The following is a 13,315-nucleotide window of genomic DNA, read 5'->3' on the forward strand; positions in this document are numbered from 1 at the left end:
CCGCGGCGCACCGGGGCCCCGTGCCCGGTGCGCCGGACCACCTTCCACTCACCGAGGAGAGCAACGTCATGACCCCACTGAACGGAACCGCAGCCACGGGCAAGGAGAAGGGCGATGCGATGGCCCGCCGTGCCTTCGTGGTCGGAGCCGGCGCGCTCCTGGGCACCGCGGCGCTTCGCGTGCCGACGGCGCAGGCGTCGGAGAAGCTCGCCGCGGCGGCCGAGGCGGCAGGCGATGTCCTCGCCTTCCCCGGGGCCGCGGGCGGCGGTCGCTACGCCACCGGCGGCCGCGGCGGCTCGGTCTACGAGGTAACCACTCTCGCCGACTCCGGACCCGGCTCGCTGCGCGACGCAGTGTCCGGAAGCGACCGCACCGTCGTCTTCCGCGTGTCCGGCAACATCGAGCTCAAGGGCGGACTCGACATCACCGGGTCCAACCTCACCATCGCGGGCCAGACGGCCCCGGGCGACGGCATCTGTGTGGTCGGCAACGAGACCAAGGCCAACGGGGTCGAGAACATCATCATCCGGCACATGCGCTTCCGCGGAACGGACATGCTCGGCACCGCGATCGACACCTTTGGGATGGAGAGCTGCCGCAACGTCATGATCGACCACTGCTCCTTCAGCTGGGCGGTGGACGAGTGCTGCTCCGTCTACGGCAACGAGAACCTCTCACTCCAGTGGTGCATCATCGCGGAGGGGCTGGCGGTCTCCGTCCATCCGAAGGGCCGGCACGGCTACGGCGGGCTGTGGGGCGGAGACAACGTCACCTACCACCACAACCTGCTGATCCACCAGGGCGGTCGCAACCCGCGCTTCAGCTTCGTCGAGGACGTCCCCATGCGGACCGACCACCGCAACAACGTCATCTACAACCACGGCTACACCTCCTGCTACGGCGGCGAGTGGGCCGACGGGGTCAACATCGTCGGCAACTACTACAAGCCGGGTCCCAACACCCTGGCCGAGATCGCGCCCGTCATCGTCTCGCCCGACCGCGGCGGGAGCTGGCACGTCGAAGGCAATGTGGTGGAGGGGCAGGCGGAGGTCACCGGCGACAACGGCCGGGGCGTCAAGTTCCCGCTCGGCGGCGTCACGTTGCGCGAGGAGCCCTTCGAGGTCCTGGACCCGATCCCGTCGCAGACCGCCAAAGAGGCGTACAAGGCGGTGCTCGACGGCGTCGGCGCCCTGCTGCCGCGCCGCGACGCGACCGACGCCCGTCTCGTCGCCGATGTACGCAACGGGACCGGTCGCATGATCAATTCCCAGAAGGAGGTCGGCGGCGTTCCCCCGCTCGCGTCCGCCGGTGCTCCGAAGGACTCCGACAAGGACGGCATCCCCGACGCCTGGGAGAAGCAGCACGGCCTGAAGGGCAACGACGCCGCCGACGGCAGCGCCCTCGACCCGGCCACCGGCTACAGCAACCTGGAGCTGTACCTGAACTCCCTGACCCGTACCGGGGCCGCCAACCCGGTGGTGAGTCTGACCGCCCCGGCGATCGACGCGGTCCACACCTCGGACACCGGGGCCCACGACATCACCTTCCGTGCCGAGGCGGAGGCCCAGGACGGTGCGACCATCGCCTCCGTGGCCTTCTTCGCCGACGACAAGCAGGTCGGCGAGGCGACCTCGGCCCCCTTCGAGGCGGTCTGGAAGAACGCCCCCGAGGGCACCCACCACCTCACCGCGCGCGCCACCGACTCCACCGGTACGTCCACCACCTCCAGCATGGTGCCCGTCCACGTCGACCGGGTCGGACCGCTCGGCAACTGGACGGCCGTCGACATCGGCTCGGTGCCCATCCCGGGCGGATCGGTTCTGGCCGGCGGCTCGTTCACGCTGCGCGGCTCGGGCAAGATCCGCGGCCGTTCGGACTCCTGTCACTTCGTGTACCAGCAGGTCGACGCCCCCGGCGACGAGGTGGTGGAGCTGATCGCCCGCCTCGACTCGGTCAGCGACGTCTACCAGGAGGTGCTCGGCGGCATCATGATCCGGGAGAACCTCACACCGGACTCGCCGTTCAACCTCATCGGTGTCCATCTCGGCGACGGCGGCCACAAGGGAGTCGTCAAACGCATCCATTCCCACGGCACCGAGATGAGCGTCGGTACGTGGCCCTACGAGGAGGACGAGGTGCTCGACGCGAAGCCGTACTGGCTGCGCATCACTCTGCGCGGCGACGAGTTCACCTCGGAGATCTCGCCCGACTCGCTCCAGTGGACCCGCATCGGCTACGAACGCATCCCCATGGGCGACCAGGTCTATGTGGGCATGTTCGTGGACGGCAACAAGGAAGCCAACGGTGTCGCCCACTACACGACCGCCAAGTTCAGCCAGGTGAAGATCAACCACTGACCCTGCGCCCGGTCTTCCGGGGCGCGGAGGGGTGTCCGGACGTCTGTGAGAACACCTGGTATGCCGCAGGTGGACCACTGCTGATGGAACATCACATGCATGAACTATTGCCTTTGTCGAAAGGGTTGACGACCGATGTCACACTCAAGAGACTCGTGGCATTCCACCGACATACCGCGAGGAATCGATGGCGACACATGAGCTCCACGGGATCATCGCTCCCACCGTTCTGCCCATGGACGAGAATGGGTGCCTCGCGCGGAAGTCACTGGAACGCCACCTGACCGGACTCATCGAGGCCGGGATCCACGGACTGTGGATCAACGGAACCACGGGCGAGTTCCACGCCCTGGACCACCACGAACGGGCGCTCGCCGTGGCCGTCGCCGCCGAGGTGGCGGACGGCCGGGTACCGGTCATCGCCCATGTGGGCGACGCGGCCACCGCTGTGACGGTACGTCACGCACGCGCCGCCATGGCCGCCGGAGCCGACGAGGTCGCCGTCATCGCCCCGTACTTCGCCGGCTACGGCAAGGAGGAGCTCCGCGACCACTACCGGGCCGTGGCCGCGGCCGTGGGCGTCCCCGTCCTCGCGTACCACATGCCCCAGCTCACCCGGTCCGCCCTGACCGTCGACTGCGTCGTCGAACTCACCCGAGAGGGCGTGCTCTGCGGCATCAAGGACAGCGCGGGCGACATGAGCTGGCTGCGGCAACTGCTGCGCCGCGGCGCGCGGCAGGGAGTGGAGGTGCGCTGTTTCGCCGGTGGGAGCAGTCTGACCGACGTCTCGCTCTTCGCGGGGGTGGCAGGTGCCACCACCTCACTCGCCAACGTCACCCCCCGTCTGCTGGTCGACCTCTACGAGTCCGCCCGTGCCGGGAACTGGCAACACGCCCGGAGCCTCCAGGAAATGCTGGAGGACCTGCTTGACTTCATGCGCGAGGCCCGCCGCGAGCCGACGCTCGCCTCCCTCGTCGCCACCTTCAAGTTCGTCCTGGCGGCCCTCGGCCGCATCGACGAAGCCCACGCTGCCGAGCCGCTGGCACGCCTGGACGACGAGGAGCGGGGCCGGCTGGCCGCGACCGTCGTCCCCATGGTCCGCGAGCTGGAAGAGGCGGCACGTACACGCAAAGGAGCGTGGACCTGATGACTGACCGCACGCCATCCCCCGACCGGCGCGCCGTGCTCGACCGGCGATCGCTCCTGCGGGCGGGCGGTGGCCTGTTGGTGGCCGCCTCGCTCTCCGGCTGCGGGTTCTTCGACACCGAGCCGAGCGGCTCGGGAGCGGCGACCGGTGCCAAGGGCAAGGAAGCACCCGCGCTGAAAAAGCTCGCGGACGCGGGGAAACTGCCCAAGGTCGCCGACCGGCTTCCGGCCGCCCCACTGAAGGTGACGCCGCTGGAGAAGTCCGGCACCTACGGCGGCACCTGGCACTCGGCCATGATCACGCAGGAGGACGTGATGTGGCTGCACTACAGCATGGGTTACGAGCCGCTCGTCGCCTGGGGCCCCACCTGGCAGGGCATGACGAAGACCGAGCTCCTGCCGAACGTCTGCGAGAAGTACGAGGTCAAGCGGGGCGGTGCGGAGTTCGTCTTCACCCTGCGCAAGGGTCTGAAGTGGTCTGACGGCCGGCCGGTGACCACGGACGACTTCGCCTTCGCCTTCCACGACTACAACGTCGACCCGGACCTCCACCCGGGCGGTGTCTACGACCTGTGGATGTCGAAGTCCGGGAAGAGCGCGACGTTCGAGGTGGTCGACGACCACACCGTCCGTTACGTGTACGAGGAACCCAAGCCCGGTTTCCTGGAGGAGATGGCGGGCACCTCCGGCATCGTCATGCTGCTGCCTGCCCACTACATGAAGCAGTTCCACCCCAAGTACGGAAAGACCGCGGACGCGCTCGCGAAGAAGGCGGGCCTGAGCAGTTGGACCGACTACCTTCCGCTGCGCGCCGACTGCTGGGCGAACCCTCAACTGCCCACCCTCAACGCCTGGTTGTCCAAGAACGAGGTGGGCAAGGGCAGCAGCCTGGTCGCCGAGCGCAACCCGTACTACTGGAAGGTCGACCCGGACGGGAGCCAGCTCCCGTACATCGACAAGGTCGTCGTGGAGAACATCCAGGACGTCGAGGTCGAGGTGCTCAAGGTCACCAACGGTGACCTCGACATGCAGCTCACCCACTTCGGGACGATCCGCAACAAGCCGGTGATCTCCCGCAACCGGAAGAAGGGCGCCTACCGCCTGATCGAAGTGAAGTCGGCCCTCGCCAACACGATGATCATCGGGTTCAACCAGACCCACCCCGACCCCAAGAAGCGCAAGCTCTTCGCCAACAAGGACTTCCGGATCGGCCTGTCCTACGCCATCGACCGGAAGAAGATCATCGACACCATCTACGGCGGTCAGGGCATCCCCTGGCAGTGCGGGCCCGCGGAGGGCGACGAGCTCTATGACAAGCAACTCGGCAGCCAGTACACCGAGTACAGCGTCGACCGTGCCGCCGAGTACCTCGACAAGGCCGGTTTCACCCGCCGCAACGGCGACGGCATCCGACTCACGAAGGACGGCGACACGGTCTCCTTCACCGTGCTGGTCGTCTCCGACCAGCCGGACCAGGTGGACGCCTGCGACCTGATCCGCGGCGACTGGGCGAAGGTCGGCGTCAAGGCCAACATCCAGCGGCTCGCCGAGACCCTGTACTGGGAGCGCGTCGAGGCCGGCGAATCCGAGGCCGCGACCTGGCAGGGCGGCTCGTTCGACCTGCGCACCGGCGCCGGTGGCAACCACTACTACCTGCCGACCAACCCCCGCGGCTCCTCCCGCTTCGGCGGCAAGTGGGCCGAGTGGTACACCAGCGAGGGCAAGTCGGGCGAGAGGCCGCCGGCCCGCATACGCGAGCAGCTCGAACTCAACGACAGGCTGCGGGGCACCTTCGACGCCGACGAGGCGCTGGACCTGGCCAAGAAGGTCCTGGCGATCACCCAGGAGGAGTTCTACTACATCGGGATCTCCACCCCGCCGTCGGAGTACGGCATCGTCCGCAACAACATGTTCAACGTGCCCAAGGAGTTCAGCGCGGCAGTGGCGCACCAGGCCCCCGGGCCGAGCAATCCCGCGACCTACTTCTTCTCCGGCAAGGCCTGACCCGGACGGGGGACACCCATGCTCTCGTTCCTCTCCCGCCGTGTCATGTGGATGATCGTCACCCTGTGGGCGGTCTCCCTGGCCTCCTTCTTCATCATCAGTCTGCCTCCCGGCGACTACGTCTCGACTCTCCAGGCCGAGGCGGAGAGCCGCGGCGAGATGATGAGCACCTCCCAGCTGTCCGCCCTGCGCTCCCGCTACGGCCTGGACCAGTCCTTTCTCGCCCAGTACTGGAAGTGGATCTCCAACATCGTCTTCCACGGGGACTTCGGGCAGGCGTTCGCCTGGAACAGCCGCCCGGTCTCCGACCTCATCTGGGACCGCGTCGGACTCTCCTTCTTCCTCTCCGTCTCCACCCTGCTGTTCGTCTGGGCCATCGCCTTCCCGATCGGAATATTCTCCGCGGTGCGCCAGTACTCGGCCGGCGACTACCTGGCCACCTTCTTCGGCTTCTTCGGCATGGCCGTGCCCGAGTTCCTGCTCGCCCTGGTCTTCATGTGGGCCGGTATGCGATTCTTCGGGACGAGCCCCGGCGGCCTGTTCTCCCCCGAGTACCAGGACGCCGCCTGGAACCTCGGCAAGGTGATCGACCTGGGCGCCCACCTGTGGCTCCCCATCGTCATCATCGGGCTGTCCGGTACCGCCGGCCTGATCCGCATCACGCGCGCCAACCTCCTGGACGAACTGTACAAACCGTACGTCGTCGCGGCGCGCGCCCGCGGGATGCCCGAATGGAAACTGCTGCTCAAGTATCCGGTCCGGATGTCCATGAGCCCGTTCTTCTCCACCGTCGGATGGCTGCTCCCGGGCCTCATCAGCGGCGAGACCATCATCTCCATCGTCATGAGCCTGCCCACCACCGGACCGCTCCTGCTGAGCGGGGTGGAGAACCAGGACATGTACCTCGTGGGCAGCTTCATCCTGATCCTTTCCACGCTCACCGTCATCGGGACTCTGATCAGCGACCTCGCCCTCGCCTGGTGGGACCCCAGAATCCGGCACCGCTACGAGGGAGGGTGAGCCGCCGTGCTGACCAGGAACCACAAGTCGGCCGCACCGCCGGCCGAGGCGGACCCGGAGCTCGAATTCGATGCCGTGGCCGCCAGGAGTTCCCCCTGGCGGCTCGTGTGGCGCAAGTTCCGCAAGCACAAGCTGGCCGTGGCGGGCGCCGTGGTCGTACTCCTCGCGTACGTCGTCGTCGTCTTCGCCGAGTTCCTCGCGCCCAGCTCCTCGGGCACCAGTGACTCCACGCTCACCTATGCCCCGCCCCAGATGGTCAAGGTCGACCTGAGCTGGTCCGACGGCCTGCAGATGTATGTCAACGGCTACCGCACCGAGCGGGACCCCGAGACCTTCGAGCAGATCCACACCCTCGACCCCGACCTGCGCGTCCCCCTGAGGTTCCTCCCGCGCGGGGACTCCTACGAGATGTGGGGGATCATCCCCTGGGACCGCCATCTCTTCGGTGCGGTCCATCCCAAGGACAAGGTCTTCCTGCTGGGCAGCGACCGGCAGGGCCGTGACCTGCTGTCCCTGATCATCCAGGGCTCGCGGGTCTCGCTCTCCATCGGCCTCATCGGGGTCGCGGTGAGCTTCCTGCTGGGGCTGCTGTTCGGCGGCATCTCCGGCTACTACGGAGGTGCCCCCGACACGCTCATCCAGCGCGTCATCGAGTTCCTGATGGCGATCCCCACCCTGCCTCTGTGGCTCTCGCTCTCCGCCGCCGTGCCGGCCGACTGGGGGCCCATGATGCGGTACTTCGCCATCACCACCATCCTGTCCGTCCTCGGCTGGACGGGACTCGCCCGCGTCGTGCGCGGACGGTTCCTCTCGCTGCGTGAGGAGGACTTCGTGACGGCTGCGCGGCTGGACGGATGCGGCCGCATCCGGATCATCTTCCGGCACATGGTCCCGTCGATGTCCAGCCATGTCATCGCCTCGCTCACCATGGCGGTACCGGCGATGATCCTCGGCGAGACAGCCATGAGCTTCCTCGGCCTGGGCCTCCAGTCGCCCGCCGTGAGCTGGGGCGTCCTGCTCCAGGAGGCCCAGAACGTGCGAACGCTGGAGACGGCGCCGTGGCTGCTGATACCCGGCGTCGCGGTTTTCGTGACCGTGCTCGCCATGAACTTCGTCGGTGACGGGCTGCGGGACTCCGCGGACCCGTACAAACAGTAAGGGGGCGTGATGCCGACGACAGAGGCATCGCGGGAGCGTCGGCAGACGTCACCGCAGCAGAACATTCTCGAAATCGAGGGCCTGCACACGCAGTTCGAACTCGATGACGGCGTCGTGCAGGCCGTCAGTGGCGTCGACCTCGCCATCGCCCGGGGTGAAGTCCTCGCCGTGGTCGGGGAGTCGGGCTGCGGCAAGAGCGTCATGGCGCGCTCCGTGCTCCGTCTCGTGGACCGGCCCGGAAGGATCACCGGCGGGCAGATCCGGGTGCGCACCGACGAGGGCACGGCCGACATGGTGAGCGCCGCCCCCGGGATCGTCCGGGAGGTGCGGGGCAAGCGGGTCGCCATGGTCTTCCAGGAACCGATGTCCTCGATGAGCCCCATGCACACGATCGGCAACCAGATCGGCGAGGCGATCCGGCTCCACGAGCGTGTCACCCAGGCCGAGGCCCGTGCCCGCGCCGTCGAACTCCTCGGCCGCGTCGGCATCCCCGCACCCGAACGGCGCGTCGACGAGTACCCGTTCCAGATGAGCGGCGGCATGCTGCAGCGCGTCATGATCGCCATGGCGCTCTCCTGCGGTCCGCAGCTGCTCATCGCCGACGAGCCGACGACCGCGCTCGACGTCACCACCCAGGCCCAGATCCTGGACCTGCTGCGCGGTCTCCAGGAGGAGACCGCGATGGCGGTCATGCTGATCACCCACGACCTCGGGGTCGCCGCCCAGATGGCCGACCGCGTCGCCGTGATGTACCTGGGCACCGTCGTAGAGGAGGGGCGCGTCGAGGACGTGTTCCGGGCGCCGCGCCATCCGTACACCAGAGCGTTGCTGCGCTCGGTGCCCAGGCTCGGGTCCGGATCGCGTGAACGGCTCCGGCCGGTACGGGGCATGGTGCCCCATTCCTACCGCAGGCCGTCAGGATGTTCCTTCCACCCGCGCTGCGACGAGTTCATGGCCGGCCGTTGCGACGTGACGGTCCCGGTGCCGCAGCGGGACCGGGACCGTCCGGGCGCGGTGAGCTGCCTGCTGTACGAGGAGCACGAGGAGCACGAGGAGACCACCCCATGACGGCACCGCCTTCCGAAGTCACGGCCACGGCCCCGGCCACGGCCACCGGGACCGCCCCGCTGCTGCGGACCCACGGCCTCACCAAGCACTTTCCCATCCGGCGAGGACTGCTGGGCCGCGCCGTCGGCCGGGTACGCGCGGTCGACGGAGTGGACCTGACCGTCCCGGCAGGGCGCACGGTGGCGCTGGTGGGGGAGTCGGGCTGCGGCAAGAGCACCCTGGGCCGCTGCCTGATGCGGGTTTTCGAACCCACCTCGGGCGAGATCTCCTACCGTCGCACCGACGGCACGGTGGTCGACCTGGCCAAGCTCGACGAGCGGGCCCTCAAGCCGTACCGCAGCGAGATCCGGCTGGTCTTCCAGGACCCGTTCGCCTCGCTCAACCCCCGCATGACGCTGCTCCAGATCATCGGCGAACCTCTGCGTGTCAACCTCGGCATCGGCACCGCCGAGACCGAGGAGCGGGTCGCCGAGCTCCTGCGTCGCGTCGGGCTGCGCCCCGAGTACCTGCGGCGCTACCCCAACGCCTTCAGCGGGGGCCAGCGCCAGCGCGTCGGCATCGCCCGTGCCCTCGCCCTCGCCCCGCGCATGGTCGTGGCGGACGAGGCCGTCAGCGCCCTCGACGTGTCGGTGCGGGCACAGATCCTCAACCTGCTGAAGGACCTCCAGGACGAGTCCGACCTGACGTACCTGTTCATCTCCCACGACCTGGGCGTCGTGGAGTACATGGCCGACGAGATCGCGGTGATGTACGTGGGCAAGGTCGTGGAGACGGGGGCGACCGACGAGCTGTACGGGCAGCCCCTGCACCCCTACACCGAGGCCCTGCTGTCCGCGGTGCCCGAACCCGACCCGGGGGCGCGCCGCCGGGAGCGCGTGGTGCTGCGCGGTGAGGTTGCCGACGCCTCGAACGTGCCGCAGGGCTGCCCGTTCCACCCGCGCTGCTTCTACGCGCGCGACCGCTGCCGCACGGAGGTGCCTGCGCTGCGGGAGATCGCACCCGGCAGGACGTCGGCCTGCCACTTCGCCGGAGAACTGGAACTGAAGGGATGCCGGGCATGACGGAAAGCGAACAGGGGAGGGGGCCGGCGCGCGACCCGAGATTCGATGGCGTGCTGCGTGCCCGGCCGGGCGATCCCGGTGTGCGGGAGGCGCTGCTGCCCGCCCCGCACCCGGGCGACAGCCACTCCGCGAGCCTCCTCGAACTCGACGACGGCGACCTGCTCTGCGCCTGGTTCAACGGCCCCGACGAGGGCGACCGCGACACCAATGTGGTGCTGTCCCGGCTGCCGCTCGGCGGCGACCGCTGGACCGGGGCCATGGCCATGTCCGCCGACCCGGACCGCTCCGAGCAGAACCCGGTGCTCGACCAGCGGCCGGACGGCACCGTGTGGCTGTTCCACCCGTCCAACGAGCCGCACGACCAGAAGACCGCGCACCTGGTCGCCCGCACCTCGCACGACGGCGGCCGCACCTGGGACCCCCCGCACATCGCCCACGAGGGACCGGGCATCTTCGTGCGCAACCCGCCGCTCGACCCCGGTGACGGAAGCCTGCTGCTGCCCACCTACCGCTGCCGCGCCGAGGGGGAGCACAGCACCGTCCTGATCAGCGAGGACGAGGGCGCCTCCTGGAAGGAGTACGACGTGGAGGGGAGCGACCACCTGGTCCAGATGAGCGTCGTCCGGCGCGTCGACGGTTCGCTGCTCGGCCTGCTGCGCAGCCGCGCCGCCGACCGCATCCACACCACCGTGTCCACCGACTCCGGACGCACCTGGAGCAGGGCGGCGCCGACCGAACTGCCCAACAACAACTCCGGCGTCCAGGTCACCCGGCTCGACAGCGGTGCCCTGGCTCTGGTCTACAACCACGCGAGCCTGGAACGTGGCGAGTTCCGCTGGGTCGGCGAGGGCGAGGGCCGTCGCCGGAAGGCGCTGCGCACCCCGCTCACGGTGGCCCTCTCCGACGACGACGGCCGCACCTGGCCGGTGCGCCGCGACCTCCAGCGCGCCGACGACGAGTACTGGGAGGCCGGTGAGTTCGGCTACTCCTACCCCTGCGTCATGCAGAGCCGCCGGGACGGACTGCTGCATATCGCCTACTCCTACCTCCGCAGGACGATCAAGCACGTCACCGTCTCCGAGGACTGGGTCAGGGAAGGACACTCATGACCACCGGTACGACGGTGGAGCGCTGGGGCACCTTCGAGCTGACGCTCGACGGCCCGGCCGACGGGAACCCCTTCCGCGACGTCGAGTTCGGCGCGGAGTTCCGCCACGGCCACCGGGTGGTGCCCGTCGACGGCTTCTACGACGGAGACGGCGTCTACCGCGTCCGGTTCATGCCGGACCGGGAAGGCCCCTGGACGTACACCACGCGCTCCGGCACCCCGGCCCTCGACGGCACCGCAGGCGGATTCACCTGCACCCCGGCCGGCCCGGGCAACCACGGCCCGGTCCGGGTCGCGGGCCCGAGAACCTTCCAGTTCGCCGACGGCACCCGGTACCTGCCGTTCGGCACCACCTGCTACCACTGGACCCACGACGAGGACCTCAAGGCGGAGGAGGAGACACTGCGCACCCTCGCCGCGTCCCCCTTCAACAAGGTCCGCATGTGTCTGCTGCCGACGCTCGACATGGCACCGCCCCGGCTGGTCTTCCCCGGCCTCGGACCGGGCCGGCCCCGGCCCGGCGAGCTGGACAGGTCCCGTTTCGACCCGGCGTTCTTCGCCCACTTCGAAGCACGGGTGCGCGACCTGTTGGAGCTGGGCGTGGAGGCCGACGTCATCATCCTGCACCCGTACGACAAGGGGCACTGGGGTGTCGACGACATGAGCCCCGGGGAGGACCTGTTCCTCGTCCGGTACGTCGTCGCCCGCCTCGCCGCCTACCGCAACGTCTGGTGGTCGGTCGCCAACGAGTACGACTTCAACAAGGCCAAGACCGTCGAGGACTGGACCCGCATCGGCCAGTACGTCCAGCGCCGCGACCCGTACCAGCACCTGCGGTCCATCCACAACGGTACCCGGATGTACGAGTACGAGCAGATCTACGACTTCCGCCACGCCTGGACCACCCACCAGTCCATCCAGCACTGGGACGCCCGGGAGGCCCCCGAGTGGCTGGACCGGGTGCGAAAGCCGGTGGTGATCGACGAGATCGGCTACGAGGGGGTGCTCGGACGCCGCTGGGGCAACCTGTCGGGCCGGGTGCTGCTGCGCCAGTTCTGGCACGGCATGGCTGCGGGCGCCTACGTCGGACACGGCGAGTGCTTTCCCGAGCAGGATCCGGACGGCTGGGCCTGGATCTCCCGGGGTGGCCGGCTGCACGGCGAGATCCCGGCACGCATCGCGTTCCAGCGCCGGCTGTGGGAGGAGTCGCCCGACGCGCGGTTCCGGTACTTCGGCGACCGGCTGCACCGCCATCACGACGTGGAACTGCCCGACGACGGTGTCCCCCGGGCCCTGGACCTGATCGACACGTGGAACATGACGGTGAGTCCGCTGCCCGGCGGGCCGCACCGCGGCACGGTCCGCGTTCCGACGGACCACCGGCCGGACCTGGCCCTGCGCATCCGGAAGGCGACATGACAACGCACTCTGCGGCTCCGCACAGGGACCACGGGCCCGTGCGCGTACACGGAACCCGCTTCCGGCACGAGGACGGAACCCCCTTCCATCCCTTGGCCACCAGCGTCCCGCAGGCCGACGAGACGACCCTGCGGGCCCTCAAGGACGCCCCGTTCACCAAGGTGCGGCTGCTCGACCGCGCCCTTCCGCTGGACGTCCTCGATCACCAGGTCGTGGCGCTCGGCGCACTCGGCCTCCAGGCGGAGGTGATGCTGGACGGCCGGGACATCCCCAGGACCGTCGCCCGGCTGGCGGGTCGGCCCAACGTCTGGTGGTGCGCGCCCTCCGACCACGAGGCGCAGACCGATGTGCAGGAGCACGACCACGGACACCATCCGCTCACCGTGCACGGCCCGCCAGGGACCGACTTCGGCGCCCCGTGGATCACGCACGCCTCGGTCGCGCACCCGCAGACGCGGGCCGTGTCGGGCCTGGTGCGGGATCTGCGCAAGCCGGTCCTGGTCGACGACTGCGGCGCCGAGGGCGACGACCCGGAGGATCCGGAGCGTGCCCTGCCCGGAACAGAACTGCTCTGCCGCCTCTGGGAGGCGGTGTGCCGCGGTGGCTACGGCGGGCACGCCGAGGCGTGGGGCGAGGACGCCTGGAGCGACGGCGGCGGCCGGCTGAGCGGCACAGCCGTGGAGCGGGTCGCCTTCCTCGGGGATGTGCTCGGCACGGCCCCGGCGGGCCTCGGCCACACTCCCGAGACGTACGACGCCTCGACCTTGGAGGCGCCCGGCGAGTACGTCCTGCAGTACCTCGGGCCGCACCGCTACCCCAGGCGTTCCTTCGCACTGCCCGGAGGCACCTGGAGCGTGGAGGTCCTGGACACCTGGAACATGTCGGTGCGGGCGCTCGACGACGCCGACGGCGACCGGGTGACGGTCGAACTGCCCGCGGAGCCGTACCTCGCGATACGGCTCCGCAGGCGGTGA

Annotated in this window: 10 protein-coding genes; all 10 read left to right on the plus strand. The window is 69.3% G+C overall.

Annotated elements, in window-relative coordinates; translation table 11 throughout:
* Nucleotides 1–68 precede the first annotated feature (68 nt).
* The 10 genes from ACLQ2N_RS22165 (at nt 69) to ACLQ2N_RS22210 (ending at nt 13,315) form a co-directional block, all read left to right on the plus strand.
* Entirely contained in the window at nt 69–2,357 is a 2,289-nt protein-coding gene (locus ACLQ2N_RS22165) for an Ig-like domain-containing protein (protein WP_425815636.1), read from the plus strand.
* Between the two features lie 187 nt (nt 2,358–2,544).
* Nucleotides 2,545–3,504, plus strand: coding sequence for a dihydrodipicolinate synthase family protein (locus tag ACLQ2N_RS22170; RefSeq protein ID WP_425815638.1), 960 nt, complete (start codon nt 2,545–2,547; stop codon nt 3,502–3,504).
* Nucleotides 3,504–5,507 (plus strand): ABC transporter substrate-binding protein, encoded by a 2,004-nt coding sequence (locus ACLQ2N_RS22175; protein ID WP_425815640.1) that lies wholly within the window; start codon nt 3,504–3,506, stop codon nt 5,505–5,507. Before ACLQ2N_RS22170 ends, ACLQ2N_RS22175 begins: the two co-directional genes overlap by 1 nt.
* Nucleotides 5,508–5,525: 18 nt before the next feature.
* Entirely contained in the window at nt 5,526–6,527 is a 1,002-nt protein-coding gene (locus tag ACLQ2N_RS22180; RefSeq protein WP_425815642.1) for an ABC transporter permease, read from the plus strand.
* A gap of 6 nt (nt 6,528–6,533) precedes the next feature.
* A complete protein-coding gene (locus tag ACLQ2N_RS22185; protein ID WP_425815644.1) occupies nt 6,534–7,685 on the plus strand; it encodes an ABC transporter permease in 1,152 nt (383 codons plus the stop codon).
* 9 nt (nt 7,686–7,694) lie between these two features.
* Entirely contained in the window at nt 7,695–8,753 is a 1,059-nt protein-coding gene (locus tag ACLQ2N_RS22190) for an ABC transporter ATP-binding protein (RefSeq protein ID WP_425815646.1), read from the plus strand.
* Nucleotides 8,750–9,814 (plus strand): ABC transporter ATP-binding protein, encoded by a 1,065-nt coding sequence (locus ACLQ2N_RS22195; RefSeq protein WP_425815648.1) that lies wholly within the window; start codon nt 8,750–8,752, stop codon nt 9,812–9,814. Before ACLQ2N_RS22190 ends, ACLQ2N_RS22195 begins: the two co-directional genes overlap by 4 nt.
* A 50-nt stretch (nt 9,815–9,864) precedes the next feature.
* A complete protein-coding gene (locus tag ACLQ2N_RS22200) occupies nt 9,865–10,923 on the plus strand; it encodes a sialidase family protein (RefSeq protein ID WP_425815650.1) in 1,059 nt (352 codons plus the stop codon).
* Complete coding sequence (locus tag ACLQ2N_RS22205) at nt 10,920–12,341, plus strand: DUF5060 domain-containing protein (protein WP_425815652.1); 1,422 nt, start codon at nt 10,920–10,922, stop codon at nt 12,339–12,341. Before ACLQ2N_RS22200 ends, ACLQ2N_RS22205 begins: the two co-directional genes overlap by 4 nt.
* A 38-nt stretch (nt 12,342–12,379) precedes the next feature.
* Nucleotides 12,380–13,315, plus strand: coding sequence for a DUF5605 domain-containing protein (locus ACLQ2N_RS22210; RefSeq protein ID WP_425815654.1), 936 nt, complete (start codon nt 12,380–12,382; stop codon nt 13,313–13,315).

It is taken from the genome of Streptomyces sp. DT224 (assembly GCF_049844595.1).
GTDB lineage: Bacteria > Actinomycetota > Actinomycetes > Streptomycetales > Streptomycetaceae > Streptomyces.